Origin of the sequence: Brevundimonas sp. (genome assembly GCF_044336875.1) — a bacterium.
Classification (GTDB): Bacteria; Pseudomonadota; Alphaproteobacteria; order Caulobacterales; family Caulobacteraceae; genus Brevundimonas.
Genome location: NZ_JBIIOP010000005.1, coordinates 138605 through 164683, shown reverse-complemented (window position 1 = coordinate 164683; position 26079 = coordinate 138605). Strand labels below are relative to the sequence as shown.

Below are 26079 nucleotides of genomic sequence, written 5' to 3'. Positions count from 1 at the left end.
GGACGGCCGCATGGCTCCCGCCGACCCGACCGAACTGGCCGCGATCCACGCCGAGGCCTTCGCCCATCCCTGGACCCCGGCCGAGTTCGCGGATCTTCTAAGCCAGCCAGGGGTCTTCGCCGTGGTCGAGGCCGAAGGATTCATCCTGATGCGCGTGGTTCTGGACGAGGCCGAGATCCTGACCCTGGCGGTGCGGCCGGACGCGCGGCGGGCCGGCCTGGGCGGGCGACTGACGGGGCAGGGGGTGGTGACTGCAGCCCGGGCCGGCGCCGCGCGCCTGTTCCTGGAGGTGGCCCAGGACAACGCCGCCGCCCGCGCCCTCTACGCCCGCGCCGGCTTCGAGCAGATCGGCCGTCGCAGGGCCTATTACGCCACGGCGGACGGCGGCCGGACCGACGCCCTGGTCCTTGGACTCGATCTCGCGTCGAATCCGCACAAGGCCCCGCTTCCCTGATGCGATCCGACCGCCTATTCTAGGCCTCATGGACCGGATCGAAAAACTCTGCGCCGACCGCGGCATGCGTATGACCGAACAGCGACGGGTGATCGCCCGCGTGCTGTCCTCGGCCGAAGATCACCCCGATGTGGAGGAGCTGTACCGCCGCGCCTCCTCGATCGACCCTCATATCTCGATCGCCACCGTCTATCGCACGGTGCGGCTGTTCGAAGAGGCGGGCGTGGTCGAGAAGCACGACTTCGGCGACGGCCGCAGCCGCTATGAAGAGGCGGGCGACGATCACCACGACCACCTGATCGACACCAAGTCGGGCGAGGTGATCGAATTCTTCGACGCCGAGATCGAGAAGTTGAAGACCGAAATCGCCGAACGCCTGGGCTTCGAACTGATCGGTCACAAGCTGGAGCTTTACGGCGTGCCGATCGACGGCGCGGAACCCTCCAAGCGGGAAGGCCTGATCTTCAAGCGTCACGCCGCCCGCGTCGCGCCCGAGACCACGTCCTGAGCGACTGGCCAATCGCCCGGCCCAACGGCTGGCGCGGCATGGGCGGGCGCAGTAAAACCCGCCCATGAGCGAGACCCTCGATAGAACCGAGACGGCACAGGCGCCGACCAAGCGCCTGTTCATCAAGACCTACGGCTGTCAGATGAACGTCTATGACAGCGAGCGCATGGCCGATGTCCTGCGCCCGCTGGGTTATGCGGTGACCGAGGACGTCAAGGCCGCCGACTTCGTCATCCTGAACACCTGCCACATCCGCGAGAAGGCGGCCGAGAAGGTCTATTCCGAACTCGGCAAGATGCGCGAACTGCGCGACATCAAGCGCGAGACCGGCGGGGACATGACCATCGCCGTCGCCGGCTGCGTCGCCCAGGCCGAGGGCGAGGAGATCATGAAGCGCCAGCCGGCGGTCGATATCGTCGTCGGCCCCCAGGCCTATCATCAGCTGCCCGAGCTTCTGACCCGCACGGCGCGGGCGCGGGGCGAGCGGATCGGCGCCGACTTCGCTCCCGACGACAAGTTCGACGCCTTGCCCGCTGCGCGCGGGACCAAGGGACCGACCGCCTTCCTGACCGTGCAGGAGGGTTGCGACAAGTTCTGCACCTTCTGCGTCGTCCCCTATACGCGCGGCGCCGAATGGTCCCGTCCTCTGGCCTCGGTGCTGGAGGAGGCGCGGTCTCTGGCTGGACGCGGCGTGCGCGAGGTCACTTTGCTGGGCCAGAACGTCAACGCCTATGACGGCGAACGGCTGGACGGCAAGGCCTCGACCCTGGCCGAACTGGCCTACGCCCTGGCCGAGATCCCCGGCCTGGACCGGATCCGCTACACGACCAGCCACCCCAACGACATGTCGGACGAGCTGATCGCCGCCCACGGCGATCTGGACGCCCTGATGCCCTATCTGCATCTGCCGGTTCAGGCGGGCTCGGACCGGATTCTGAGGCTGATGAACCGCAAGCACGGGCGTCAGCAATATTTCGACCTGATCGACCGGATCCGCGCCGCCCGCCCCGACATGGCCATGGCCGGCGACTTCATCGTCGGCTTCCCCGGCGAGACGGACAAGGAGTTCGAGGAGACGCTGGATCTGGTCCGTCGCGTGAACTACGCCTCGGCCTTCGCCTTCATGTATTCGCCCCGCCCCGGCACCCCCGCCGCCGGCATGGGCAAACAGGTCGAGCCCGAGGCGGCCAAGGACCGGCTGCATCGTCTGATCGAACTGCTGACCGAACAGCAGACCGCCTTCAACGCCGCTCAGGCGGGCCGCACCCTGAACGTTCTGTTCGACCGCAAGGGCCGCCACGCCCACCGTAGCCAGGCGGTCGGTCGCTCCCCATATCTGCAGTCGGTCCACGTCGACGACGCGGATCATCTGATCGGCCAGATCGTTCCGGTCGAGATCATCGGCGGCCAGCAGAACAGCCTGACCGGCCGACTGGCAACCACCGGGCTCAAGCAGCCGAGCGCCGCGCGCGAGGCGGTAGCCCACAAAGAAAAGGCGGCCTAGTGGCCCGAGAGTCCGAATTCATTCCGCTGAACGACGCCGAGCTGCGCGCCGTCATCGGGCCCAACAGCCGTCACGTCGCCCTGATCGAAGACGCCTTCAAGGTGCTGGTCGAGGCGCCGGGCGGCGGCGTCTCCGTCAACGGCGGCATACGCGACCGGAGCGACGCACGCCGCGTGATCGAGGATCTGGCCAAGCGCGCAGCCCTGGGCGCCGAGGTGACCGAGGCCGACGTCCGTGCGGCCCTGGGCCAGGCGCGGGGCGGCAAGGGCACGCCGGGCATGGCTGCGGCGGGCGTCTCCCTGCCGGGCGGCAAGCGTGGCTCCATCGTGCCCAAGACAAAGGCCCAGGCCGCCTATCTGGACATGCTGGATCGGTGCGAACTCAGTTTCGGCGTCGGCCCTGCCGGCACCGGCAAGACCTTCCTGGCGGCCGCCTATGGCGCATCCCTGCTGCGGCGCGGGCAGGTGGATCGTCTGGTCATCACCCGACCGGCGGTCGAGGCGGGCGAGAAACTGGGCTTCCTGCCGGGCGACCTGAACGAGAAGGTCGACCCCTATCTGGCCCCGATCTGGGAGGCGTTGAACGACATCCTCGGCGCCGAGGACGTGCAACGCCGCCGCGACAAGGGCGAGATCGAAGCCGCTCCCATCGCCTTCATGCGCGGCCGCACCCTGAGCCATGCCTTCATCATCGTCGACGAGGCCCAGAACACCTCGCGCCTGCAGATGAAGATGGTCCTGACCCGCCTGGGCGAAGGCGCGCGGATGGTGGTGACCGGCGACCCGTCGCAGATCGACCTGCTGAATCCGCGTGATTCCGGCCTGGGCCACGCCCTGCGGATCCTCGACGGGGTCAAGGGCGTCGGCGTGCTGAAGTTCGAGGCCTCGGACGTGGTCCGTCACGCCATGGTCGAACGGATTGTCCGCGCCTATGACGCCGACGCTGCAAAGGGCCGCCCGGCCCCGGACCTCGAAGATTCCGAATGATCGACATAGAGATCGAGGCCGAGGCCTGGACCACGGCGCTGCCGGACGCCGAAGCCGTCGTCGAACGCGCCGCCCGCGCCGCCCTGGGGACGATCCAGGGCGACGTCGTCGTCCTGCTGACCGATGACGCGGCGGTGCGCGACCTGAACGCCCGGTTCCGCGACAAGGACAGGCCGACGAACGTCCTCTCCTTCCCCGCGCCCGAGAACGCCGCCCCCCATCTGGGCGACATCGTCCTGGCCTATGGCGTCTGCGCGAGCGAGGCCGAGGCCCAGGGCAAGACCCTGAGCGACCACCTCAGCCATCTGGTCGTCCACGGCGTGCTGCACCTCCTCGGTCGCGACCACGAGGACGACGCCGAGGCCGAAGAGATGGAGGCCGAGGAGCGCGAGATCCTGGCCGAACTCGGCGTCGCCGACCCCTACGCCGCCGAGCAGGATTAGACCGATGTTTCCCGACGCCGCGCTCGACCGTTTCGCCGCCCGCGTGCGCGCCCTGCCCGAGCGGCGGCGTCTGTGGACCTGGCGTCTGATCCGCATCGGCCTGGCCTTGCTGGCCGGGGCGGGGACCGCCTTCGCCCATCCGCCGTTCGGGGTTTTGATCGGCCTGCTGGGCTATCCGCTGCTGATGATCCTGTCCGAGCGGTCGGACACGACGCGCGGCGCCTTCTGGATGGGCTGGCTGGCGGGCTTCGCCTATTTCTTCATCGGTTGCTGGTGGGTGGCCGAGGCCTTCTTCGTCAATCCGGAACAGGCCTGGATGGCGCCCTTCGCCGCCAGCCTGCTGCCGGCCGGGATCGGCCTGTTCTGGGGCGCGGCCTGCGCCCTGTATCGCCGTCTGGCCCCGATCGGCGCCGTGCGGGTGCTGCTGTTCGCCGCCCTGTTCTGCGCCGCCGAATGGCTGCGGGGCCATGTGCTGACCGGTTTTCCCTGGAACCCGGCCGGCGCGACCTGGCGGGCAGGCGACATTATGTCGCAGTTCGCCTCGGTCGTCGGGGTTTACGGCCTCAGCCTGATCACGGTCGGGGCCACCGCCGCCTTCGGGCCGCTGGTCGGGCCGGGCGCGAAGCGAGAACGCTGGATATCGGCCGGCGCAGGCGCGCTCGTCCTGGTTGCCGTCAGCGGCTTCGGCGCCCTTCGTCTGGGCCAGGCGCAGCTGATGTTCACCGACACCCTGGTCCGTCTGGTCCAGGCTGACGTCAAACAGGAGACCAAATGGTCGCCCGAGGCCTATCGCTCCATCGTCGACCGCTATGTGGCCCTGACGGGTCAGGCCGGCGTCAGGACGCCTGATGTCGTGGTCTGGCCCGAGGGCGCCCTGCCGGCCTCGGCCAACGACGTCTTCGCCTCGGCGGACGCAGCCTCCATCGCCGGCGCCCTGCGCCCTGGACAGACCCTGCTGATGGGTCTGGCGCGCGGCGAGGCCGACCCGACCGCCCCAGAAGGGGGGCGCTATTACAACAGTTTGTTCGCCCTCGCCGATGAGGGCGGACCCGGCCTGCGGATCGCCGCCGTCTATGACAAGCACAGACTTGTTCCGTTCGGCGAATATTTGCCCCTGGGGTCGATCATGACCGCCATCGGCCTGCGCAGTCTGGTCCATATGCCCAGCGACTTCTCGGCCGGGCCGATCCCGGCGCCGATCCCGATTCCGGGCGCGCCGCCGGCCCAGGTGCTGATCTGCTACGAGAGCCTGTACCCAGGCTTCACCCCCGGTTCGACGGGCCGTCCGGCCTGGATCGTCAATGCCTCGAACGACGCCTGGTTCGGCGCCACCTCCGGCCCCCGACAGCATCTGAATTTGGCCAGCTATCGCGCCATCGAGACCGGCCTTCCCATCGCCCGCGCAACGCCGACGGGTATTTCGGCGATGATCGACCCCTGGGGACGTATCGTCGACGGCCAGCGCCTGGAGCCCGGCGTCATGGGGGTGATCGACGCCCCGCTGCCGCGTCCGACGGGCGTGACCCCCTATGGACGACTGGGAGACTGGCCCTTCCTTTTGGGCGTGTTGTGCAGTGCGGTCGTCGCCTTGTGGCCGCTGGTTCTACGATCTAGGGTTCGCGCGAATCGAACAGTGATCTGAGCTTTGGGGGGCGGCATGGCGCGTGAGAAGATCGAGGAGCCGCATCCCGTCGATCGCCACGTCGGCCGCCGCGTTCAGGAAAAACGGCTCGGTCTCGGCCTGACTCAGACCGCTCTGGCCCGCGCCGTCGGCGTCAGTTTCCAGCAGGTGCAGAAGTACGAGAAGGGGACGAACCGCGTCTCGGCCTCGAAACTGTACGAGATCGCCGAGTTCATGAAGGTGGACATTCCCTTCTTCTTTATCGGTTTCAACGGCGCTCGACCGGGCCTGGGCGAGGAAGAGACCCCCGCCTTCGACCATGATCACAAGGCGACGAAACACAGTGTCGAGATCGCCCGCCTGGCCCCGCGCCTGCCGGCCCGGAACCAGAAGCTGGTGCTGGACATGATGCGCGAGATGCTGGGCGAGGGCGCCGAGAACGACCGCTGATCAGCCGTCTGGCTCTAGCTCAGGCTCAGGCGACCCCGACGATCTCCACCGGCTGTCCCGCCACGATCGCCTCGTCCCCGATCCGCCTGCCCATGACGGCGCGGGCCAGGGGCGAGACATGGCTGACGGAGCCCTTGGCCGGATCGGCCTCGTCCTCGCCGACGATGCGCCAGGTCTGGATGCGCCCGTCCTCACGTTCGATCGACACCGAGCCGCCGAACCGCACCACGCCGCTGTCTTGCGTCGGATCCTGGGGCTGGGCTGAGGCCCGGCGCGCGGACCAGTAGCGCAGATCCCGCGTCGCTCGGGCCATGGCCGTGCGGTCGCTCTCGATGGAGCCCTTCACCTGGGCGGCCGTATAGGCGGCGCGGGCGGCGGCCAGTTCGACCTCGATCAGGGCCAGGCCCTCGGGGGTGACCAGGTTGGGGTGGGGCGAGATGGGGCGGTCCGCCAGGTCGGCGGCCGTGGCTTCCAGATCTTCTTCCCGTGTGAAGGCGACGCTCATGGTGCGGAACATAGCGATGCGCGCCCCTATGGCCAGCGCGACTGTGAACGGGCAAAGCGGGGCGATGAAAACCCAGTCCCGAACAATCGCCGTCGTCGGCGCCGGTCCGGCCGGCCTGATGGCCGCCGAGCGTCTGGCCCAGGCCGGAGCACGGGTCGTGGTTCATGAGCGGATGCCGTCCGTCGCACGCAAGCTTCTGATGGCGGGGCGAGGCGGTCTGAACCTGACCCATTCCGAGCCGCTGGACCGTTTCCTGCCCCGTTACGGCGACGCTCGGCCGATGGTTGGCCGGTGGACGGACGTCTTCGGGCCCGCCGAGTTGACGGCCTGGGTCGAGGGGTTGGGCCAGCCGACCTTCGTCGGCTCCAGCGGCCGGGTGTTTCCCCGGGCGATGAAGGCCTCGCCCCTGCTGCGCGCCTGGCTGACGCGGCTGGACGGGCTGGGCGTCGAGATCCGCGTCCGTTCGCGCTGGACCGGCTGGCGCGACGGGGCCCTGGTCTTCGAGACGTCCGACGGCGAGGAGCTGGAGCGGCCCGACGCGGTCGTGCTGGCCTTGGGCGGAGCCAGCTGGCCTCGCCTGGGCGCCGATGGGGCCTGGACCGCCTGGCTGAGCGCGCCGATCACGCCGTTCCAACCCGCCAATGTCGGGTTCGACGTCGCCTGGTCGTCGCCGTTCCGCGACCGGTTCGCCGGCCAGCCGCTGAAGGGGCTCGCCCTGACGCACGGAGATCGCACCGTGCGCGGCGAGGCCATGATCGCCGGCTACGGGATCGAGGGCGGGGCGGTCTACGCGCTGTCGGCGGACCTGCGAACGGCGGTCGGGCGAGGCGGCCGGACCGAAATCCACATCGACCTGAAGCCGGACGTCGCGGCCGGGCGGCTGACTGAACGCCTGGGCCGACCGCGCGGCAAGGACAGCGTCTCGAACCATCTGCGCAAGACGGCCGGGCTGGATCCCGTGGCCGTGGCCCTGTTGCGCGAGGCCGGACCCTTGCCGGAAACGCCTCGGGCCCTGGCCGAACGGATCAAGGCCCTGTCCCTGACCCTGACGGGGATGCAGGGGCTGGACCGGGCCATATCCTCGGCCGGCGGGGTCCGCCTGGACGCTGTGGATCAGGGGCTGATGTTGGCCGACCGGCCCGGCGTCTTCGTCGCCGGCGAGATGCTGGACTGGGAGGCGCCGACCGGCGGCTATCTGCTTCAGGCCAGCTTCGCCTCCGGCGTGGTGGCGGCGCGGGGCGTTCTGGACTGGCTCGACACGCGGGACTGAGCCGGGCAGGGTCGCGCCTCGCCTTCACGGAGCCTCCCCCGATGCGTCAAGTCCTGCCCGCCGTTTCCGCCCTCGCCCTGATGGTCGGCTGTTTTCCGGCTCTGGCGCAGGAGACGCCGAATATCGACGCCGCGCGGATGAACGAGTCGGTGCGGGTTCTGGCCTCGGACGAGTTCGAGGGCCGCGCCCCCGCTTCGCCGGGCGAGGAGAAGACGGTCGCCTGGCTGGCGGAACAATTCCGCGCCGCCGGCGCCGAGGGCGGCGGGCCGAACGGCGCTTTCGTCCAGGTCGCCCATCTGTCGCGCACCCGCCAGAACGGCCCGGCGACCGTCGCTGCGGCCGTCGGCGGCAGGACCATCAATCTCGAACGGGGCCCGGATGTTCTGGTCTCCAGCGATCGGCCGACCGACCATATCACCGTGACCGACGCCCCCGTCGTCTTCGTCGGCTACGGGGCGACCGCGCCGGAGCGTCAGTGGGACGACTTCAAGGACATGGACGTCCGGGGCAAGGTCATCGTCGTCCTGGTCAACGACCCCGACTTCGAGGCGCCCGAGGGCGATCCTGTCGCTGGTCAGTTCGACGGCCAGGCCATGACCTTCTACGGCCGCTGGACCTACAAATTCCAGGAAGCCGGCCGGCGCGGCGCGGCGGGGGTGCTGGTGGTGCACGAGACGGCGGGCGCCGGCTACGGCTGGTCGACGCTGCAGAATTCCTCGGCGGCGCCCAAGTTCGACATCGTCCGGGCGAACCCCGACGCCGAACGCGCCCCCTTCCAGGGCTGGATCCAGCGCGCCAAGGCCGAGGAGTTGTTCGCCGCCGCCGGCCTGGACTTCGCCGCCCTGAAGGACAGCGCCCGCAGCGCCGACTTCAAGCCGGTCGTCCTGCCGGGCCTGACCCTCAGCGTCGACTTCGGCCAGGTCGCCGATCGGGTGGAGACCAAGAACGTCATCGCCCGCATCCCCGGTTCGGAACGGCCGAACGACACCGTCATGTACGGCGCCCACTGGGACGGCTACGGCGTCGGCACGCCGAACGCCCAGGGCGACAAGATCTATAACGCCGCTGTGGACAATGCGACCGGCGTCGCCGCCTTGCTGGAACTGGCCCACGCCTTCGCCGACGGTCCGCGTCCGAAACGGTCGGTGGTCTTCGCCGCCTGGTCGGGCGAGGAGGCGGGCCTGCTGGGTTCGACCTATTACGCCGCCAATCCGGTCTGGCCGTTGGAGACGACCGTGGCCAACATCAATGTCGACAGCCTGCTGCCGGGGACCGAGATCGACCCGAACGTCGTCGTCATCGGCAAGGGCAAGAACCAGCTGGACGAGATCCTGGCCCGTCACGCGGCCGAGGCGGGCCGCACCCTGATCGCCGACCCGGCGCCCCAGGCTGGCGCCTTCTATCGTTCGGACCACTTCCCCCTGGCCCTGAAGGGGGTGCCGGCCCTGTTCCCGGCGGCCGGCTTCACCGGCGCCAGCGCCGCCAGCCGCGACTATGTCCAGAACCGCTATCACCAGCCGACCGACGAATGGAACGACACCTGGCGCATGGACGCCGCCGCCGCCGACACGGCCCTGATCTATCAGGTCGGCCGCGAACTGGCGGATTCGGATCAGTGGCCGGAATGGAACGCGGGCGCCGAGTTCGGCCCGGCGCGGGACACGTCCAGGGCGGAGCGGCGGTAGGGCTTGATCCGGCGTTCCGGCCCGCAAGACCCTCTCCCGCTTGCGGGGGAGGTGGCCCGGCGTTCGCGCAGCGAACGAGGGTCGGAGGGGGAAGTCTTCTTGCCGAAAGAAGATGAACTCCCCCCTTCGTCAGGCGTGTCGCTGCGCGCCACGGCCTGACACTTCCCCCGCAAGCGGGGGAAGGCCCTGGCGCTACGACGCCCGTCCCTCCAGCTGCAGCTCCGGGGCGGCGGCGGTGGTCGCGGCGCCGAAGGGCAGGTGCAGGATGAAGGCGGCGCCCTTGCCGGGCTCGCTCTCGACCTCGGCCCAGCCGCCGTGCAGCTCGACCAGGGCCTTGACCAGGGCCAGGCCCACGCCTGGTCCGCCGCGCTCGCGCCGGACGAACCGGTCGAAGACATGGGCCTGCAGGTGATAGGGGATGCCGCGCCCGGTGTCGGACACGGTCAGTCGGATTTCAGAAGGACCTGTTTCGGCCTTCAGGGTCACGGCCCCGCCTTCGGACACGGCGCGGGCCGCGTTTTCCAGCAGATGATCCAGGGCCTGGCCGATGCGGTGTTCATCGGCGCGGATCGGCTTCAGGTCGGCCGGGCAGGCGACACTCAGGATCGCGCCCCGACCCTCGACCTTGGCGCGGACCTTCTCGGCCGCCTGGTCCAGCAGGTCGCAGACCCGGACGTCGCCCAGCGACAGCTCCATCTCGCCGGCGTCGATCTGGGCCATGTCCAGCACGTCGTCGATGGACCGGGCCAGCTGGCTGGCGGCGACGCGGATGGCGCCGGCGTGCTGGCGGCTGCGCTCCGGCAGGTCGCCCATGGTCTCCAGCAGTTCGGAATAGCCGACGATGGTCGTCAGCGGGGTGCGCAGTTCATAGGAGACGCTGCCGACGAACTCGCGTTTCAGCGCCTGGCTCTCGGCCAGGGCCTGTTCGCGCTGGACCAGGGCCTGTTCCAGGCCCCGCCGGGCCGTGACGTCCGAGAAGGCGACCAGGGTGGCGCCGTCCGGCAGGGGGCGGGTCTGCCAGGCGGCGATCCGGCCGTCGACGGTGCGTCCTTCGCCCGAGATGGCGACACGGCTTTCCGGATCGGGGTCGGCGACCCGGGCCTTCAGGCCCAGCCACAGGGCCGGATCGGGCAGGACCGCCTTGCACAGCTCGGCCAGGGCGTCGAAATCGGTCGAGGCGGCGATCCGCTCTCCGGACAGGTTCCAGAAGGTCTCGAACGCCTCATTGTGCAGCCGCAGCCGCCCGTCCGAGCCGAACACGGCGACGGCGTCGTTCAGCTTGTCCAGAGTCGCGGTCTGGACCTGGATCTGGGCGTTGAACCGGCTGCGCAGGTTCAGTTCGTCGGTGATGTCCGAGAAGATCAGCAGGATCCCGCCCAGCGGGTGAGGCTGGCGCACCACGCGCAGGGTGCGGCCGTCGGGCAGGGACCAGCTGTCGTCGGGCGAGGCCTGGGACGCGCCGTAGAACTCCAGCTCCCGCGCCTTCCAGCCGGCGTAGTCGACCACCTCGGGCAGGCGGCGGCGCTGGCGCAGCCGGTCCAGAAGTTCGGCGTGGGTGGGCCGCTCGTCCAGCCACGCGGGATCCAGGTCGAACAGGGTCTGGAAGGCGGTGTTGTGGAAGGCCAGCCGCTTGGACGGGCCGAAGATGGCCACGGCGTCGGCCAGATGGTTCAGGGTCTCGTCGTGGGCGTCGACGTGGCGACGCAGGGTGTCGCGCGTCTCCTCCGCCTCGGTCACCTCTATGGCGAAGGCGGTGACGGCGCCGCCGCCCGCCGGTTCTGCGATGATCCGCCAGGCGCGGCGATGGCCGCCGCCGGTGGTCCAGCGGAAGCCTTCCTGCCGCACGCCCAACCGCCCGGCCTCGGCCACCAGGGCGTCGGCGCCCCGGTCGAAGGACAGGTTGTTTTCCAGCGCCGCATCGACGCTCTCGGCGCCGATCTCGGTCAGCCAGGCGCGGTTGGCCCAGGCCAGCTTGCCGGCGGCGTCCACCACCCAGGTCGGGGTCGGCGAGGCGTCGCCCAGCAGGGCCAGGCCGCTTTCGGTGGCGTCGGCGCCGGTCAGCATGACGCGGGAGGCCGGCGACAGGCGCAGCCAGGCGGTTCCGCCCGCCAGTCGTCCCTCGACGCGCCAGGGCTCGACGTCGCCCAGGTCGATCAGCCCTTCGAACACCTTGCCGGTCTCGACCAGGGCGTCGATCAGCACGGCGTGGGTCACCCGGATGCGCGACAGTATGCCGGCGCCGGGTTCTTCGTCCGCGTCGGACAGGCGTGCGATCAGTTCGGAAGGGCCGATCGGCGGTCCGCTGGCCTGGCCGTCCGGCGTCAGGCCCAGGCTGAGGTCGTCGAAGGCGCGCAGCATGGCGTCGTGCCGGCCCAGGTCGGCGACGGCGGCGGCGCTTTCGGCCTCGGCCAGGGCCGTGGAGGCGTTCAGCCGCGCGCGCAGCCGCAGGGCCCAGGCGCTGACCGCCAGGGCCAGGCCCGCTGCGCCCGCAGTGGCGACATAGGCGATGTCGGCCTCGGCCATTCTATTCCTTGAGGGTCCCGCGACCTGATTCGCGTTTACCATACCCCAAGCAGGCGAGAAAACGTCAGCCTTCGTCGCGTCATCGCGCCCTGTTGCATGCAGGGGGCAGGACGGCGATAGCGGAGATATGACCGACGCAACCACCGATGTTTTCGCCCCCTCGCTGGACGACTTCGCCCGCTTGGCGCGCGAGGCGTTCGACGCCCTTCCCGACGAATTCCGCGCGGCGGCGGGCGAGGTGGTGTTCCGCATCGACGACTTCGCCGACGAGGCGACCCTGGCCGAGCTGGAGATCGAGGATCCGTTCGAACTGACGGGCCTGTATCACGGCGTCGACATCGGCCGCCGCGACAGCCTGGGGCCGGCGGCCGAACCGTCGCGGATCTTCCTCTATCGTCGTCCGATCCTGGACGAGTGGTGCGAGCGCGGCGATGTGGGTCTGGCCGAGATCATCGCCCATGTCCTGATCCACGAGATCGGCCACCACTTCGGCCTGTCCGACGACGACATCCACGCTATCGAGGACGACGCCGACTGATCGGTCAGCCAGCCGCCGGATAGGGGGTCGTGACCGCGCCGGAAATCATGCCGGGAATGGCCTCGCCCAGGCCCAGCAGGATGAACTGGATGGCCAGGGCGCACAGGATCAGGCCCAGGACCTTGACGATGATGGCCATGCCGACCTCGCCCAGCACGCGGCTGAGATAGCCCGTCAGGGCGAAACAGACGCAGGAGACGGCGCAGGCGGCGAGGATGGCCACCAGCGAACCGGCCATGCCGGCATAGCCCAGCTTGGCGGCCTCGCCGGCGTTGATGATCACGGCGGAGATGGCGCCGGGGCCGATCATCAGAGGAATGGCGAAGGGCACGACCAGGCGCTGGAATCGACGGCGGGCGTAACCGCGCACGTCCTTGCTGTCGGTCAGGGCGTCCTTGTCGGCGAACATGGCCAGGAAGTCGCCGCGCGCCATGTCGAGCCCGAGGAACAGCAGCAGGATTCCCCCCGCGATGCGGAAGGCGGCCAGCGAGATGCCGAAGAACTGCAGCAGGCCCAGGCCGGTGAACAGGAAGAAGGCCAGGAAGACCACGGCGAAGGCGCAGATCAGGGCCGAGACCGAAATCCGCTGCCGCAGCGTCGCCCCTGCCGTGGCGGCGGCGAAGATCGGCAGGTTGCCGATCGGGTCCAGCAGGGCGAACAGGGTCACGAACAGGTTGACACCCAGATCGACCGCGTTCATCGCCTGCCCTCGCCTTAAGAATTGAAACCGCCGGCCCCCTGCCGACGCATCGTCCGCGTCCGGCATAGCCGCTCAGCGCGAGTCCGTCGATGACCGAAACCTCAACCGTCGCTCCCAATCGCGGTCCGGACGAGCGGATCATCTGCGCCCTGGACGTGCCGACCGTCGCCGAGGCGGCGGCCCTGGTCGCGCGGGTGCAGGATGCGGTGGGCTTCTACAAGATCGGGCTGCAGCTGTTCGCGGCGGGCGGCATGGACCTGGCCCGCGATCTGAAGGCCGAGGGATGCAAGGTCTTCCTGGACTGGAAGCTGCACGACATCGGCGCGACGGTGGAGAAGGCGGCGGCCAATCTGGCCGAGGCCGGCTGCGACCTGCTGACCGTCCACGCCCGGCCCCAGGTGATGGCGGCGGCGGCGCGGGGCGTGGCCGGCTCGGACCTGAAGGTTCTGGGCGTGACGGTCCTGACCAGTCTGACGGCCGAGGACCTGATCGCCGACGACCACACCCTGTCCCCGGCCGAACTGGTCGAGCGCCGGGTGCGTCAGGCGCTGGAGGCCGGAATCGACGGCGTCGTCTCCAGCCCCCACGAGGCGGCGAGGGTGCGCGAGATCGCCGTGGCGGCGGGCCGACCCGACTTCCTGATCGTGACGCCCGGCGTGCGGCCGGCGGGCGCGGCCCTGGACGACCAGGCCCGGGCCGCCACCCCGGAGACGGCGCTGCGGGCCGGGGCGACCCATCTGGTGATCGGCCGCCCGATCACGGCGGCGGCCGACCCCAGGGCGGCGGCTCTGGCTGTGGCCGAGAGCATCGCCCTGATCTAGAGCCCTTGAGCTGTGATCAGCCGCGCTCGCCCGGCTCCTGGGCGTAGTGCTGACGCGGCGGGGCCTTGGGCGCGACGTAGCTCGGCGGCGGCAGGTCGCCGTAATAGTCCTGGACAGGCGGGGCCGTCTGGACTTCCGGCGGGGCCACATAGATCTGGGCCGGGGCGATATTGACCGGCGCGGATTGCACATGGACGGGCGCCTGATCGACATAGACCGGCGAACCCGTCTCGATCTCGGGCGGCGCCATATTGACCTGGGCGGGCGCGACCTGGATGCGCTGGGGACCGATGTTCACCGGGGCGGCCTGCACATAGACCGGAGCCTGGTCGACATAGACGGGCGGGCCCTGTTCGATGATGGGCGGGGCCATATTCACCTGGCTCGGGGCCACCTGGATGCGTTGCGGACCGATGTTGACCGGCGGCGCCTGCACATAGATCGGCGGCTGTTCGATATAGACAGGCGGGCCCTGTTCGACGATCGGCGGGGCGAAATTGACCTGGCTGGGCGCGACATAGATCCGCTGCGGGGCGATGTTCACCGGCGCGGCCTGCACATAGGCCGGGGGCGCGCTGGCGTAGCCTTGCTCATAGCCCTGATAGGCGTAGCCCGACTGCTGGTAGCCGCGCTGTTCGTAGCGCTGCTCGTACCGTTCGTGGTGGCGGCTTTCGTAACGGGGCTGCGGGCGCGGGGCCGGGCGGCAATTGCAGTCGGCCGGGCGCTGCGGCTGGTACGGACGCCAGCCGATATAGTCGCGGCCGAAGCCATAGACCGGGTAGCCGACCGGGGCGCTGACCGGAGCCGGACCGACGAAATCAACCGACGGGCCGGGGATGTAGCCGCCCGAATAGCCGCCGTCGGCGTAACCGCCGCCGCCGACATAGGTGACGCCGCCGCTGCCGCCCCGGCTGAAGCTTGAACTGTTGGAGAAGGCGTGGGCGTTGATGGCCGAATAGGCGGCCGCGCCGGCATAGGCCGAGGCGTTGGACGCCGCGTTGACGTTCACATTGACGTTGCTGTTGTAGGTGCCGCCGCCCCGATAACCGCCATGGCCGCCGCCCTGATGGCCACCGCCATTGTAGCCGCCGCCTTGATGGCCGCCGCCGCCACAGCTGCCGCAGCCGCCGGAAGAAGGACCGCCGGCGAGGGCGGGCGCTGCGGAAAGCAGCAGGGCCGCCGACGCGGCCGCGATGATGGACTGTATCGTCACGGGACAGACTCCTTTGAGTTGTCCCGGCTCAGGCAAGACCGGCGCCCGGAACCGTCCGGGCGCGGAATTCAGAAGTCGACGGCCAGGCCCTTCTTCTCCCAGTCGCCATAGCGGGTGGGCTCGGGCCCGGTCGGGCCGCCGTATTCCCGATCGCTTTCGTCGGTCCGCTCGGCCGCGCGACGATCCGCCGCCTCCAGCAAAGCGCGTCGTGCGACCTCGCTCAAAGGCCGTTCCGGCGTTGCGTGGGGAACGTCCGCGTTGAAAACGGGGATGTTTTCGTTGTCGGCCGTCACGTTTGCCGCGTCGGGGGTGGGATGTTCGGTCACAGGGCGGCTCCCTTGAGCGCTGGGGCGGTCGGCCTCAAATAGTCGATCGAACCCGTGGCGCCAGAAAAACCGGAAGATCGCGGGAGGGAAAGACGATGAACCATCTGAAGACCTTCGCCCTGCTGGCCGTCATGACCGCCCTGTTCATGGGCCTCGGCCATCTGATCGGCGGCGCGACCGGCATGGTTGTTGCCCTGGTCTTCGCCGGGGGCATGAACCTGTTCAGCTACTGGAACGCCGACAAGATCGTGCTGAAGATGTACCGGGCCCAGCCGGTCGACGAGAACCATCCGAACGCCGTGGTCCGCAACTATGTCGCCGACGTGCGCCAGATGGCGCGTGACGCCGGCCTGCCCCAGCCCCGGGTGGCCATCATCCCGAACGATCAGCCCAACGCCTTCGCGACGGGCCGCAATCCGCAGAACGCCGCCGTCTGCGCCACCACCGGCCTGCTCGACATGCTGACGCGCGAGGAGGTGCGCGGGGTGATGGCGCATGAACTGGCCCATGTGAAGAACCGCGACACCCTGATCATGACGGTGACGGCCACCATCGCCGGCGCCATCGCCGCCCTGGCCAATTTCGCCCTGTTCTTCCAGGGCGGCGACGACCGCGAACGGCCGGGCGGCATCATCGGAACCCTGGCCCTGATGATCCTGGCGCCCATGGCCGCCGGCCTGGTGCAGATGGCCATCAGCCGGGGCCGCGAATACGAGGCCGACCGCGTCGGTGCCGAAATCGCCGGCGATCCCCAGGCCTTGGCCTCGGCCCTGCAGAAGATCGAGGCCTACGCCAAGCGGATCCACAATCCGACGGCCGAGCGCAATCCGGCCTCGGGCCAGTTGTTCATCATCAATCCTCTGGCGGGGCGGGGCGCCGACAATCTGTTCTCGACCCATCCGGCGACCGGCAACCGGGTCAAGGCCCTGATGGAGCTGGGCGCCCGAATGGGACTGCGGCCCCCCACGGTCGCAGACACGCCTGTCGTCTCGGCCGTGCCCGTCACGGCGGTGCGGACGACCACCGGCGTTCCGACCACCCCGACCAAGCCGCACGGCCCCTGGGGCTGAGCGAAGGGCGGAAGGCCGCACCCCTGAAAGCGGCTTTGCTGTTTGCACTTGCGGCGCGGATCAATTCAGATGCGGCCCTGAACAAATCAGGGGATCCCATGTCGCGTCTGCTCGCCTTCGTTTCCGCCGCCGCCCTTCTCGCCACGCCCGTCTACGCCCAGTCGGTGGACCGGGTCGCCGTCAACGGCATCATCGACCAGGGACTGAACCACAGCGAGGTGATGCAGACCGCCGCCTATCTGACCGACCGGATCGGCGGCCGGATGACCAATTCTCCGCAGATGCGTCAGGCCGAACAATGGACCCAGGCGCAGTTCCGCGACTGGGGTCTGTCCAACGTCCGGGCCGAGGGTTTCGAATTCGGCCGCGGCTGGTCCATCGTCAGCTCCAGCGCCCGGATGACGGCGCCGCGCCCCCTCGAACTGCGCGCCATTCCGGTGGCCTGGACCCCGTCGACCAATGGGACGATCAGCGCGGGCGTGATCGTCGCCCCGATCTCCAAGGTCGAGGATTTCGACAAATGGCGCGGCAAGCTGGCGGGCAAGATCGTCCTGCTGTCCCAGCCGGGCACGGGCTCCGAGCCGACCGAGCCCGCCTTCCGTCGCTGGACCAGCGCCGAACTGGCCGAGCGCAACACCTATAACCAGCCGCAGTTCTCGCCCGCCGCCATCGAGCGTCAGCTAAAGACCGCCAATTTCGCGTCGGAGCTGGACGCCTTCCTGGTCGAACAGGGCGCGCTGGCCTGGGTCCGCATCTCCCAGCGTGACGGCGGCCTGCTGCACGGCACGGGCTATACCTATCAGGTCGGCGCCACGCCGAAACTGGCCGGAATGGAGCTGGCGGCCGAGGACTATCGTCGCCTGGCCCGTCTGGCCCTGACCGATGCGCCCCCGACCCTGGAGCTGAACAGCCAGGTCCAGTTCCATGACGAGGACGTCAACGCCTACAACATCCTGGCCGACATCCCCGGCACGGCGCGCGGGACCGAATATGTCATGGCCGGCGCCCACCTGGACTCCTGGGTCGCCTCGGATGGGGCGGTGGACAATGCGGCCGGCAGCGCCGTGGTCATGGAGGCCGCCCGCATCCTGAAGACCCTGGGCGTCCGGCCCAAACGCACCATCCGCTTCGCCCTGTGGAGCGGCGAGGAGCAGGGCATCCTGGGCTCCCTGGCCTATGTCGACCAGCATCTGGCGACGCGCGCGCCCTCGACCGATCCGGCCTTGGCCGGCCTGTCGAACAACCGCACCTGGCGCAGCCGCTGGCCGATCGAGCCGCGTGCCGGCTATCGTGATCTGGTCGCCTATTTCAACCTCGACAACGGCTCCGGCAAGATCCGCGGCATCAACGCCGAGGGCAATGTCGCCGCCGCCCCGATCTTCCAGGAATGGCTGGCGCCCTTCGCCAGCATGGGGGCGACCACCGTCTCCCTGCGCAACTCGGGCGGCACCGATCACGTCTATATGCAGACGGTCGCCGTGCCGGGTTATCAGTTCATCCAGGACCCGCTCGACTATTCCAGCCGCCTGCACCACACCAGCATCGACAGCTACGACCATCTGAAGCCGGAAGACCTGCGTCAGGCGGCCGTCATCCTGGCCAGTTTCCTGCTGAACGCCGCCAACCGCGACGAGCCCCTGCCGCGCATGCCGCTGCCGACCCAGCCGACGCCCAGCGATCCGTTCGAATATCCGGCGGACTGATCCCGCAGATCGCCTGATCCCGGTCGTCCGGGGTCAGGCTGTCCGCAGTCGGGGGCGCGCGGAAGACAGGATTTCGACACAGGCGTCGCGCCCGCAGACCACATAATGGGCCAGATCGTGGTTGTAGCCACTGATGCTGGTCGCGAACTCGCTCAGATAGGCGCTGGTTTCGACCCGGTAGAGACTGCTGACGGCCACGCCTTCGCGATCCCGAGAGGCCCAGTAGCCCAGCATATCGCCCTCATCCTGCAAACGAAAACTGGCCGCATGGTCGAAGACCAGATGCACCGTCGGACCGGACGGATGTTCCAGTTCGATCTCCAACGTCCAGTTCGTGGCGTGGCCATAGGCGACGCCGATGACGTCCCACAGGCCTTTGACATCAGGCCAGCCCAGGTCGTCGCCGACCAACCGAAAGCCGGATGGCGACGCAGTCTGGATCATTTCAGTCCCGCTCGACGCACATCGCCACGCCCATGCCGCCGCCGATGCACAGCGTCGCCAACCCCTTCTTCGCGCCCGACCGCTTCATCTCGAACAGAAGTGTCGTCAGGATGCGCGCGCCCGAGGCGCCGATGGGATGGCCGATGGCGATGGCGCCGCCGTTGACGTTCACCTTGGCCGGGTCGAGGCCCAGTTCCTTGACCACGCACAGGCTCTGGGCCGCGAAGGCCTCGTTGGACTCGACCAGATCCAGATCCGCGACGCTCCAGCCCGCCTTCTCCAGCGCCTTCTTCGAGGCCGGGATCGGCCCCGTGCCCATGATCGACGGATCGACCCCGGCGGTGGCGTAAGACGCGATCCGGGCCAGGGGCTCCAGCCCACGCGCCTTCGCCTCGTCGGCGCTCATCAGCACCAGGGCGGCGGCCCCGTCGTTCAGGCCCGAGGCGTTGGCGGCGGTGACGCTGCCGTCCTTGGTGAAGGCCGGGCGCAGCTTCTGCATCAGTTCGATGGTCGCGCCGTGGCGGATATATTCGTCCTTGTCGACGGTGACGTCGGCCTTCTTGCCGGGGATGACGACCGGCGTGATCTCGTCATCGAACTTGCCGGCGGTCTGGGCGGCCTCTGCCTTGTGCTGGCTGGCCAGGGCGAATTCGTCCTGAGCCTCGCGGCTGATCGACCATTTGTCGGCGATGTTCTCGGCCGTCTGGCCCATGTGATAGCCGTTGAAGGCGTCCCACAGGCCATCCTTGATCATGGTGTCGACCAGGGCGACGTCGCCCATCTTGGACCCGGTCCGCAGCTGCTGGGCGTGGGGCGCCTGGCTCATGCTCTCCTGACCGCCGGCGACGACGATCTTCGCATCCCCCAGGGCGATCTGCTGGGCGGCGATGGCCACGGCCCGCAGGCCCGATCCGCAGATCTGGTTCAGGCTCCAGGCCGGCGCCTCCTTGCGCACGCCTGCGCCGACGGCGGCCTGGCGGGCCGGGCCCTGGCCGGCGGCGGCCTGCAGCACATGGCCCAGGATCACTTCATCGACCTCGTCGCCCGACACCCCGGCCCGCTCCAGCGCCGCCCTGATGGCGACCTCGCCCAGTTTCGACGCGGGCAGGGACGACAGGGCGCCCAGGAACGAGCCGACCGGCGTGCGGGCGGCGGAGACGATGACGACCTCGGTCATGGATTTCACTCGCTGAGGAATAATCTGCGTTGCCGTTTTGCCGCATTGCAGCGGCTTCGTCACCTGCGACGACATGGACCCCGAATGATTCAAGGATTCGTCACCCTGTCGGCGCATTCTGACGGAACGATCAGGACGATCCCGGATTGGAACGGCCATGCTGCGCACGCTGAAACGTATCGTCACCCACGTCTGCACCCCGGACGAGCTGGACATGATCGAGCATTACGACACGCGCGCCGAGAAGCTGGCGGATCTGTCGGTCCACATCGTCGGCCTGATGCTGGCGGCGGTCGGCGGGGTGATCCTGGCGGGTCTGGCGGGCGTCTACACCGGTATCGGCGGCGTTCTGTCCACGGCGGTCTACGCCCTGTGCCTGGTCGGGATGCTGACGGCCTCGACCATCTACAACTGGACCAACCCCTGCGCCGCCCGGCCCGTTCTGCGGCGTCTCGACGAGGCGGCCATCTTCCTGATGATCGCGGGCAGCTACACCCCCTTCACCACCCAGAGGTTCGAGGGCTGGTGGTCGATCGGCTTCACCGCCCTGGTCTGGATCCTGGGCATAGGGGGCGCCGGAGTGAAGCTGTTCGCCCCGCGCATCTCGGACAAGTTCTGGAGCGGCGTCTATGTGGTGTTCGGCTGGCTGGCCGTCGCGGCCCTGAAGCCCATGGTCGAGACGGTTCACCCGGTCGCCCTGGCCCTGCTGGTCATCGGCGGGCTGATCTACACCGCCGGCGTCTTCGTCTTCATCAGCCCCAAGGTGAAGTTCCGCCGCGCGATCTGGCACGGCTTCGTCGTGACCGGCGCGACGGTTCACTGGGCGGCCGTGCTGGTGGGCGTCGTCCTCGCCCCCGCGATGAGTCACTGAGAACGGGTCAATACGTCCCTCTGGCGCTTCGCGACGCAACGGACGATAGTGACGCGTTGCAACATCGCGAGAACAAGCGTGGCTGACGAAAAGACCAAGGGTGGAAAGACCGGCGACGGCCCTGTCGTCATCAAGAAATATGCGAACCGCAGGCTCTATAATACGCGGACCAGCGCCTATGTGACGCTGGAAGACCTCGCCGCCATGGTGCGCGAGGGGGTGGAATTCGTCGTCTACGACGCCAAGTCGAACGACGACCTGACCCGCCAGATCCTGACCCAGATCATCTTCGAGGAAGAAAGCCGGGGCGAGGCCCTGCTGCCGGTCCAGTTCCTGCGCCAGCTGATCGGTTTCTACGGCGGCCAGATGCAGGGGGTCCTGCCCTCATATCTGGAAATGTCCCTGGCCAATTTCGGGCGTCAGCAGGAACAGTTCGCCAGCCAGATCGGCCGTGCCTTCGGCACGGGCTCCGGCGCGACCCTGATCGAGGAGACGGCCAAGGCCAATATGGCCATGTTCGAGCGGGCCATGCAGATGTTCCCCGGCTTCGGCTATTCCCGCGTCGAGCCGACGCCCCAGCCCGCCGAGGCCCGGACCGAGGTCCCCCCGGCCGAGGCGCCCGACGCCCTGGACGAAATGCGTCGCCAGATGGACGAGATGCGCGCCCAGATCGATCGTCTGGCGGGCGGGGCGAAGGCGAAATGACCGACCGGATCCGGGCCGTCGGCGGACCTGACCGGGTCGACCGCCGCGAGGGCGAGCGTCGCGAACGCGAGCGGCGGGCCGACCAGGCCGTCTCGCGCGCCCTGGTTCCGGTCGCGCCGGTCGAACCCGAATTCACGCCCGATCCGGCCCCGGCAAGAGCTGCCGTCCACCCGGCGCCGGGTCTCGGCGCGGCCGCCTTCGCCGCCCAGCAGATCGGGCAGAAGGGCCAGAAGCGCGGCCTGCGCGGCGGGCCGCCGGTGCTGGACGCGGCCCGCGCCGCCTATCTGGGAACTGAATATTCGGGGGAGGCCGAGCGTCGGCCCGCCACCGGCCAGGCGGCCAAGACCGACATCTGACGACGGCGTTGGAGCGGCACGGTCCTTGCTGGATGGGAGGCAGGACGCCCCTTTCCGGACCAGCCCATGCCCGCCGCCCTCGGCCTCGCCGCCAAGATCTTCGACGTCGCCGTCGTGGCCCTGATTTTCACGGCTTTTTCCTAGGCCCTATCGCGCCTGGCGCGACTTGAGGGCCGGTGGCGGGCTCACTGCGCTCGGTGGCGCGGCGCCTTGCGCTGGACCGTCTCAGTTCCCGAAGTCGAAATCCTTGCGGGACGAGATGATGGTGACGATGAAGCCCGCCAGCACGTCCAGCAGGATCATGATCACGATCAGGAAGAAGGTCGAGGTTGCGAAGCCGCGGATCAGCAGGAACTCGACCAGGACCACGATGAACAGCACCATCGACAGGGCGTGATTGATGATGGCGACCTTCTGGCTCGAGGTCGACTTGATCAGCTCGAAGAACAGCAGGATCAGCCCCAGGAACAGGATCAGGTCGCCAGAGCCGATGTTCCACTGGGCGCCCGAGGTCATGGGTATGGAGAACAGCGGATCGCGCAGTATGGCGTCGGCCTGGGCCATGCCGCCGTTGCCGGAGGCGCCGAACAGCACCACGATATTATAGAGGACCACCGGGATCAGCAGCAGGGGTATGGCGATCAGCATGGCGGGTCCTCGGCGCGCGGCGGCTGACGGCCACGCCTGTTAACCCTGAATAGCGCCAAACGATCCCGCTCGCCACGCCGGACCCGTTACGGGCGAAACCGGATGGCCTCAGCTGCGCGGGAAACGCCCGGCCCGGCTCAGGGCCGAGGGCGCCGGCCGGCCGATGGCTTCGCCGATCCAGCGCGCGGTCGCAATCAGGGCGTCCAGGTCGTAACCTGTCTCGAACCCGCCGCGCTCCAGCATATAGACTAGATCCTCGGTGGCGATATTGCCGGTGGCGCCGGGTGCGAACGGGCAGCCGCCTATGCCTCCGACCGAGGCGTCCAGCACGTCGATCCCGGCCTCCACCCCGGCATAGGCGTTGGCCAGGCCGGTGTTGCGGGTGTCGTGGAAATGCAGTCTCAGGGTCGCGTCCGGTGCCGCCTTGCGCGCCGCCTCGACCTTTCGCGTGACCGCCCAGGGATCCCCGGCGCCTATGGTGTCGGCCAGACCGATTTCGCCGATCCCCATCTCGCCGATGGCGCCGATCATGTCCGCGACCTGATCGACCGAGACCTCGCCGTCGAACGGACAGCCCCAGACACAGGAGATCATGGCCGACAGGGAGGGCGCGGCCTCACCGGGCTCCGCATTGTGTCGACGGGCGACGATCTCGCCCAGCATGGCCAGCTGGTCCTTCACCGCCAGCCCCTGGTTCTTCAGGCCGAAGCCGTCGGTGGCCGCGACAGAGACATTGACCTCGTCCACCCCGGTCGCCAGCGCCCGGTCATAGCCCTTGCCGTTCAGCACCAGGCCGATGCGGCTCATCCCGGCCTGATGCGGCAGGGCGGCCATCACCGCCTCCGCGCCGGCCATCTGCGGCACATATTTGGGATGGACGAAGGAGACAGCCTCGATCCGCCGCGCGCCCGCGCCCTCCAGCCGTCGCACCAGGTCGGCGCGGACGGCGGGCTCCAGCACCGTCTTCTCGTTCTGCAGCCCGTCGCGAGGCCCGACCTCGACGATCTGGATAAAGCGGCTCATGGGGCGGTCGCGGCGCCGTTACCCGACCCGATCCTGGGCGGCGGCGCATAGACGGTCAGCCTCATGTCGTCCCCGCCGGAATAGTTGTGGCCCGTCACCACTCCCACGGCCCGGCCCGACACGCCCAACCGCCCGGCTGCGGCGCGGAAGGCGTCGGCGTCCCGGTCCTCGACGATGGCCGGCCGACCCTCGGCCAGGGCGCGGGCGGCGCCCTCGGCGTCGGTCAGGTCGGTGTCCCGCCCGGTCAGGAAGACGAAGCTGGGTTCATGGAAGGTGGTGATGGCCACCGGACCGGGCGTGCGGCCCTGGCGCGGATGCAGATCGGCCGCCTCCAGCGTCTTCTCCAGCTGCGGCGCGATGGCCAGGGGGCGCAGCTGGCGAATGGTCCCGGCCAGGGCGCCATGGGCCACGACGCCGAAGGCCAGGGAGGCGACCAGGGCCGCGACCGGCGCCCGGTTGATCAGCAGGAACCCGCCCATGGCCGCCGCCGCCAGGGTGGTCACCACCGTCAGGGCCGCCCAGGTCTGGGCCGTCGAGGTGCCGTAGACGGTCAGCCCATAGACGGTGATGGCGATGATCAGCAGGCCGGCGAAGGCCGCCAGCGCCGCGCCGGTGATGCGCGAGACCTTGCCGATGGGCCGGGCCAGGGCCGCCGCCGCCAGCAGGGCCAGGGCGCCGAAGGTCGGCAGGGTGTAGTGCCACAGCTTGGTCGGGGCCAGTTCGAACATCAGCCAACCCGGAACCAGCCAGCAGACCAGGAAGCGGATGGCCGGCTCGGCCCGGCGGCTCCAGCCGGTCGAGACGGCGGCGGGCAGCAGCAGGGTCGAGGGGAAGAACAGCAGGGGCGCCAGCAGCAGATACATGCCGGGGAAGCCGGAGTGGCTCTCGTGCGCCCCGGCGATCTTGGGCGCCAGATCGCCGCCGATGGCCTCGCGCCAGAAACCGCCGTCGGTGGCGATGGTGATGGCGATGGCCCACGGCCCGACCATAAGGGCGACCAGGGGCAGGCCCCAGCCCCAGCCCAGCCGGTACAGCCACTTGATGTTCCGGTCCCAGATCGACAGGGCGATCACAGCCAGGGCGACGACCAGCAGGCCGATCGGTCCCTTGACCAGGATCGACAGACCGATGCCGATCCAGAACAGCAGCTTGTGCGGCCGTTCCGGCCGTTCGCCCGCTCGCGTCGCCATATAGATCCGCGCCAGGGCCGCCATGGCCAGGGTGGTGGCCCCGCACAGGACCGCGTCGGTCTTGGCGATCCCCGCCTCGGACGACAGCAGGAAGGTGGCGCCCATGATGGCCCCGCCGAAGAAACCGACACGTGCGCCCAGAATGGCCGATCCGGCCCAGGCCACCGCCCAGGCGGCCAGCATGGCCCCCAGCAGCGACGGGATTCGATAGGGGGCGATCTCGCGATCCTCGACGTCGGAGGTCAGGGAGACGGCGGCCGCCTGCAGCCAGTAGATGCCGACCGGCTTCTTCCAGCGCGGCTCGTCCTGGAAGCGGATGTCGACATAGTCGCCGCTCTCCAGCATCTGGGCCGTGGCCTGGGCGAACCGGCTCTCGTCGCGGTCCAGCGGCGGCAGCAGCAGCAGGCCGGGCAGGCCGGCGACCAGGGTCAGCAGGGCGGCGAACAGCGGCCCCCTCCAGCCGGCGATGCGGCGATCCAGATCGAAAGTCGTCATTCGAGACTCCTTACACGGCGACCGGCCCCTCGTCAGCCGGAACCGCTGTGCGGTTCCGTCCGAAACGATCATGCTCTATGGAGCGGCATGACCGTCGAAACGCCCGAGATTTCCGTTGTCGTTCCCGTCCATGACGAGGCGGGCGCCGCCGTGCCCCTGGCGCGCGAGATCGCCCAGGCCTTCGCCGGCCGGTCCTATGAGATGATCTTCGTCGACGACGCCTCGAAGGACGCCACCCTGGCCGAGCTGAAGGCCGCCATGGCCGAACTGCCGGCCCTGCGCGTCCTGGCCCATGGAACCAACGCCGGTCAGAGCCGCGCCGTCCGCACCGGCGTCCTGGCCGCGCGCGGTCCCGTCGTGGTGACGATGGACGGCGACGGCCAGAACCCGCCGGCCGACGCCCCGCGCCTGGTCGACGCCTTGATCGCCGCCCCCGCCGACGTCGGCCTGGTCGGCGGCCGTCGCGCCAAGCGCCAGGATTCCAACGCCAAACGCCAGGCCTCGCTGTGGGCCAACCGCATCCGTCGCAACCTGTTGGGCGACGACGCCGACGACACCGGTTGCGGCCTGAAGGCCTTCCGCCGCGACGTCTTCCTGCGGCTTCCCTATTTCGATCACATCCACCGCTATTTGCCGGCCCTGATGATCCGCGAGGGGTTCCGCAACCAGTATCTCGACGTCGACCACCGCCACCGCGAGACCGGCCGCTCGAAATACACCAACTGGGGCCGGCTCAAGGTCGCCTTCGCGGATCTGCTCGGCGTCATGTGGCTGAAGACGCGTTCGCGCCGCCCGGGCGCCATCTCCGAGTTCTGACAGATCGCAGACCTTCCCCCGCGTGCGGGGGAAG

At 69.3% G+C, this 26079-nt stretch carries 27 protein-coding genes; 17 read left to right on the top strand and 10 right to left on the bottom strand.

Features of this window, described 5'->3' with window-relative positions; all coding sequences use genetic code 11:
- The first annotated feature begins 10 nt into the window (after positions 1-10).
- The 7 genes from rimI (at position 11) to ACIQ1T_RS09055 (ending at position 5966) form a co-directional block, all read left to right on the top strand.
- Positions 11-454 (top strand): ribosomal protein S18-alanine N-acetyltransferase, encoded by a 444-nt coding sequence (gene rimI, locus ACIQ1T_RS09085; RefSeq protein ID WP_395944214.1) that lies wholly within the window; start codon positions 11-13, stop codon positions 452-454.
- A gap of 28 nt (positions 455-482) precedes the next feature.
- Positions 483-962 (top strand): Fur family transcriptional regulator, encoded by a 480-nt coding sequence (locus ACIQ1T_RS09080; protein ID WP_395944213.1) that lies wholly within the window; start codon positions 483-485, stop codon positions 960-962.
- Between the two features lie 64 nt (positions 963-1026).
- On the top strand, positions 1027-2466 hold the full coding sequence (gene miaB / locus ACIQ1T_RS09075) for a tRNA (N6-isopentenyl adenosine(37)-C2)-methylthiotransferase MiaB (protein ID WP_395944212.1): 1440 nt from the start codon (positions 1027-1029) through the stop codon (positions 2464-2466).
- On the top strand, positions 2466-3452 hold the full coding sequence (locus tag ACIQ1T_RS09070) for a PhoH family protein (RefSeq protein WP_395944211.1): 987 nt from the start codon (positions 2466-2468) through the stop codon (positions 3450-3452). The genes miaB and ACIQ1T_RS09070 overlap by 1 nt, the downstream gene beginning before the upstream one ends.
- Positions 3449-3895: an rRNA maturation RNase YbeY gene (gene ybeY / locus ACIQ1T_RS09065; protein ID WP_395944210.1), complete on the top strand. Its 447-nt coding sequence runs from the start codon at positions 3449-3451 to the stop codon at positions 3893-3895. The genes ACIQ1T_RS09070 and ybeY overlap by 4 nt, the downstream gene beginning before the upstream one ends.
- A gap of 4 nt (positions 3896-3899) precedes the next feature.
- A complete protein-coding gene (lnt, locus tag ACIQ1T_RS09060; protein ID WP_395944209.1) occupies positions 3900-5537 on the top strand; it encodes an apolipoprotein N-acyltransferase in 1638 nt (545 codons plus the stop codon).
- A gap of 15 nt (positions 5538-5552) precedes the next feature.
- Positions 5553-5966 (top strand): helix-turn-helix domain-containing protein, encoded by a 414-nt coding sequence (locus tag ACIQ1T_RS09055; protein WP_395944208.1) that lies wholly within the window; start codon positions 5553-5555, stop codon positions 5964-5966.
- A 25-nt stretch (positions 5967-5991) separates the two neighbouring features.
- Here ACIQ1T_RS09055 and greA read toward each other — a convergent pair whose 3' ends face one another.
- Positions 5992-6471, bottom strand: coding sequence for a transcription elongation factor GreA (gene greA / locus ACIQ1T_RS09050; RefSeq protein WP_395944268.1), 480 nt, complete (start codon positions 6469-6471; stop codon positions 5992-5994).
- Between the two features lie 64 nt (positions 6472-6535).
- Here greA and ACIQ1T_RS09045 point away from each other — a divergent pair, with 64 nt between their 5' ends.
- Positions 6536-7741 (top strand): NAD(P)/FAD-dependent oxidoreductase, encoded by a 1206-nt coding sequence (locus tag ACIQ1T_RS09045; RefSeq protein WP_395944207.1) that lies wholly within the window; start codon positions 6536-6538, stop codon positions 7739-7741.
- 41 nt (positions 7742-7782) lie between these two features.
- A complete protein-coding gene (locus ACIQ1T_RS09040; RefSeq protein WP_395944206.1) occupies positions 7783-9426 on the top strand; it encodes a M28 family metallopeptidase in 1644 nt (547 codons plus the stop codon).
- A 192-nt stretch (positions 9427-9618) separates the two neighbouring features.
- Here ACIQ1T_RS09040 and ACIQ1T_RS09035 read toward each other — a convergent pair whose 3' ends face one another.
- On the bottom strand, positions 9619-11949 hold the full coding sequence (locus ACIQ1T_RS09035; protein ID WP_395944205.1) for an ATP-binding protein: 2331 nt from the start codon (positions 11947-11949) through the stop codon (positions 9619-9621).
- A gap of 127 nt (positions 11950-12076) precedes the next feature.
- Between ACIQ1T_RS09035 and ACIQ1T_RS09030 the strand changes: the two genes are divergently transcribed.
- Entirely contained in the window at positions 12077-12487 is a 411-nt protein-coding gene (locus ACIQ1T_RS09030) for a metallopeptidase family protein (protein ID WP_395944204.1), read from the top strand.
- A 4-nt stretch (positions 12488-12491) separates the two neighbouring features.
- Here the strand turns inward: ACIQ1T_RS09030 and ACIQ1T_RS09025 are convergent, their stop codons facing one another.
- Positions 12492-13187, bottom strand: a complete 696-nt coding sequence (locus ACIQ1T_RS09025) for a MarC family protein (protein WP_395944203.1) — start codon at positions 13185-13187, stop codon at positions 12492-12494.
- An 89-nt stretch (positions 13188-13276) separates the two neighbouring features.
- Between ACIQ1T_RS09025 and pyrF the strand changes: the two genes are divergently transcribed.
- Entirely contained in the window at positions 13277-14008 is a 732-nt protein-coding gene (pyrF, locus tag ACIQ1T_RS09020) for an orotidine-5'-phosphate decarboxylase (protein ID WP_395944202.1), read from the top strand.
- A 16-nt stretch (positions 14009-14024) separates the two neighbouring features.
- On the opposite strand, the gene ACIQ1T_RS09015 is transcribed toward pyrF, so the two are convergent.
- A complete protein-coding gene (locus ACIQ1T_RS09015; RefSeq protein ID WP_395944201.1) occupies positions 14025-15221 on the bottom strand; it encodes a hypothetical protein in 1197 nt (398 codons plus the stop codon).
- A gap of 68 nt (positions 15222-15289) precedes the next feature.
- Entirely contained in the window at positions 15290-15445 is a 156-nt protein-coding gene (locus ACIQ1T_RS09010) for a DUF1674 domain-containing protein (RefSeq protein WP_395944200.1), read from the bottom strand.
- Positions 15446-15642: 197 nt separating this feature from the next.
- Between ACIQ1T_RS09010 and htpX the strand changes: the two genes are divergently transcribed.
- Both htpX and ACIQ1T_RS09000 read left to right on the top strand, forming a co-directional pair.
- Positions 15643-16617 (top strand): zinc metalloprotease HtpX, encoded by a 975-nt coding sequence (gene htpX, locus ACIQ1T_RS09005; protein WP_395944199.1) that lies wholly within the window; start codon positions 15643-15645, stop codon positions 16615-16617.
- A gap of 98 nt (positions 16618-16715) precedes the next feature.
- Complete coding sequence (locus ACIQ1T_RS09000) at positions 16716-18320, top strand: M20/M25/M40 family metallo-hydrolase (RefSeq protein WP_395944198.1); 1605 nt, start codon at positions 16716-16718, stop codon at positions 18318-18320.
- Between the two features lie 33 nt (positions 18321-18353).
- Here the strand turns inward: ACIQ1T_RS09000 and ACIQ1T_RS08995 are convergent, their stop codons facing one another.
- Both ACIQ1T_RS08995 and ACIQ1T_RS08990 read right to left on the bottom strand, forming a co-directional pair.
- Positions 18354-18764, bottom strand: a complete 411-nt coding sequence (locus ACIQ1T_RS08995) for a hypothetical protein (protein ID WP_395944197.1) — start codon at positions 18762-18764, stop codon at positions 18354-18356.
- 1 nt (position 18765) lies between these two features.
- On the bottom strand, positions 18766-19941 hold the full coding sequence (locus ACIQ1T_RS08990; RefSeq protein WP_395944196.1) for an acetyl-CoA C-acetyltransferase: 1176 nt from the start codon (positions 19939-19941) through the stop codon (positions 18766-18768).
- Positions 19942-20098: 157 nt separating this feature from the next.
- On the opposite strand from ACIQ1T_RS08990, the gene ACIQ1T_RS08985 reads away from it, so the two are divergent.
- From ACIQ1T_RS08985 to ACIQ1T_RS08975, 3 genes are all read left to right on the top strand, one after another.
- A complete protein-coding gene (locus tag ACIQ1T_RS08985; RefSeq protein ID WP_395944195.1) occupies positions 20099-20812 on the top strand; it encodes a hemolysin III family protein in 714 nt (237 codons plus the stop codon).
- 78 nt (positions 20813-20890) lie between these two features.
- Positions 20891-21517, top strand: a complete 627-nt coding sequence (phaR, locus tag ACIQ1T_RS08980) for a polyhydroxyalkanoate synthesis repressor PhaR (protein ID WP_395944194.1) — start codon at positions 20891-20893, stop codon at positions 21515-21517.
- Entirely contained in the window at positions 21514-21873 is a 360-nt protein-coding gene (locus ACIQ1T_RS08975) for a hypothetical protein (protein WP_395944193.1), read from the top strand. Before phaR ends, ACIQ1T_RS08975 begins: the two co-directional genes overlap by 4 nt.
- A 225-nt stretch (positions 21874-22098) precedes the next feature.
- Here the strand turns inward: ACIQ1T_RS08975 and ACIQ1T_RS08970 are convergent, their stop codons facing one another.
- The 3 genes from ACIQ1T_RS08970 to ACIQ1T_RS08960 form a co-directional block, all read right to left on the bottom strand.
- Complete coding sequence (locus ACIQ1T_RS08970) at positions 22099-22521, bottom strand: hypothetical protein (protein ID WP_395944192.1); 423 nt, start codon at positions 22519-22521, stop codon at positions 22099-22101.
- 108 nt (positions 22522-22629) lie between these two features.
- Positions 22630-23544, bottom strand: a complete 915-nt coding sequence (locus ACIQ1T_RS08965) for a hydroxymethylglutaryl-CoA lyase (protein WP_395944191.1) — start codon at positions 23542-23544, stop codon at positions 22630-22632.
- Positions 23541-25229, bottom strand: coding sequence for an ArnT family glycosyltransferase (locus ACIQ1T_RS08960; RefSeq protein ID WP_395944190.1), 1689 nt, complete (start codon positions 25227-25229; stop codon positions 23541-23543). Before ACIQ1T_RS08960 ends, ACIQ1T_RS08965 begins: the two co-directional genes overlap by 4 nt.
- Positions 25230-25316: 87 nt before the next feature.
- Here ACIQ1T_RS08960 and ACIQ1T_RS08955 point away from each other — a divergent pair, with 87 nt between their 5' ends.
- Entirely contained in the window at positions 25317-26045 is a 729-nt protein-coding gene (locus tag ACIQ1T_RS08955; protein WP_395944189.1) for a glycosyltransferase family 2 protein, read from the top strand.
- Positions 26046-26079: the final 34 nt, after the last annotated feature.

Coding starts and splice junctions, on each gene's coding strand:
- greA (WP_395944268.1), bottom strand. CDS start 6,471: ATGAGCGTCGCCTTCACACGGGAAGAAGATCTGGAAGCCACGGCCGCC.
- ACIQ1T_RS08955 (WP_395944189.1), top strand. CDS start 25,317: ATGACCGTCGAAACGCCCGAGATTTCCGTTGTCGTTCCCGTCCATGAC.
- ACIQ1T_RS08990 (WP_395944196.1), bottom strand. CDS start 19,941: ATGACCGAGGTCGTCATCGTCTCCGCCGCCCGCACGCCGGTCGGCTCG.
- ACIQ1T_RS09040 (WP_395944206.1), top strand. CDS start 7,783: ATGCGTCAAGTCCTGCCCGCCGTTTCCGCCCTCGCCCTGATGGTCGGC.
- ACIQ1T_RS09035 (WP_395944205.1), bottom strand. CDS start 11,949: ATGGCCGAGGCCGACATCGCCTATGTCGCCACTGCGGGCGCAGCGGGC.
- ACIQ1T_RS08985 (WP_395944195.1), top strand. CDS start 20,099: ATGCTGCGCACGCTGAAACGTATCGTCACCCACGTCTGCACCCCGGAC.
- ACIQ1T_RS09030 (WP_395944204.1), top strand. CDS start 12,077: ATGACCGACGCAACCACCGATGTTTTCGCCCCCTCGCTGGACGACTTC.
- ACIQ1T_RS09080 (WP_395944213.1), top strand. CDS start 483: ATGGACCGGATCGAAAAACTCTGCGCCGACCGCGGCATGCGTATGACC.
- lnt (WP_395944209.1), top strand. CDS start 3,900: ATGTTTCCCGACGCCGCGCTCGACCGTTTCGCCGCCCGCGTGCGCGCC.
- htpX (WP_395944199.1), top strand. CDS start 15,643: ATGAACCATCTGAAGACCTTCGCCCTGCTGGCCGTCATGACCGCCCTG.
- ACIQ1T_RS08960 (WP_395944190.1), bottom strand. CDS start 25,229: ATGACGACTTTCGATCTGGATCGCCGCATCGCCGGCTGGAGGGGGCCG.
- ACIQ1T_RS09055 (WP_395944208.1), top strand. CDS start 5,553: ATGGCGCGTGAGAAGATCGAGGAGCCGCATCCCGTCGATCGCCACGTC.
- ACIQ1T_RS08975 (WP_395944193.1), top strand. CDS start 21,514: ATGACCGACCGGATCCGGGCCGTCGGCGGACCTGACCGGGTCGACCGC.
- ACIQ1T_RS09025 (WP_395944203.1), bottom strand. CDS start 13,187: ATGAACGCGGTCGATCTGGGTGTCAACCTGTTCGTGACCCTGTTCGCC.
- pyrF (WP_395944202.1), top strand. CDS start 13,277: ATGACCGAAACCTCAACCGTCGCTCCCAATCGCGGTCCGGACGAGCGG.
- ybeY (WP_395944210.1), top strand. CDS start 3,449: ATGATCGACATAGAGATCGAGGCCGAGGCCTGGACCACGGCGCTGCCG.
- ACIQ1T_RS08995 (WP_395944197.1), bottom strand. CDS start 18,764: ATGATCCAGACTGCGTCGCCATCCGGCTTTCGGTTGGTCGGCGACGAC.
- ACIQ1T_RS08970 (WP_395944192.1), bottom strand. CDS start 22,521: ATGCTGATCGCCATACCCCTGCTGCTGATCCCGGTGGTCCTCTATAAT.
- ACIQ1T_RS09045 (WP_395944207.1), top strand. CDS start 6,536: ATGAAAACCCAGTCCCGAACAATCGCCGTCGTCGGCGCCGGTCCGGCC.
- rimI (WP_395944214.1), top strand. CDS start 11: ATGGCTCCCGCCGACCCGACCGAACTGGCCGCGATCCACGCCGAGGCC.
- ACIQ1T_RS09000 (WP_395944198.1), top strand. CDS start 16,716: ATGTCGCGTCTGCTCGCCTTCGTTTCCGCCGCCGCCCTTCTCGCCACG.
- ACIQ1T_RS08965 (WP_395944191.1), bottom strand. CDS start 23,544: ATGAGCCGCTTTATCCAGATCGTCGAGGTCGGGCCTCGCGACGGGCTG.
- miaB (WP_395944212.1), top strand. CDS start 1,027: ATGAGCGAGACCCTCGATAGAACCGAGACGGCACAGGCGCCGACCAAG.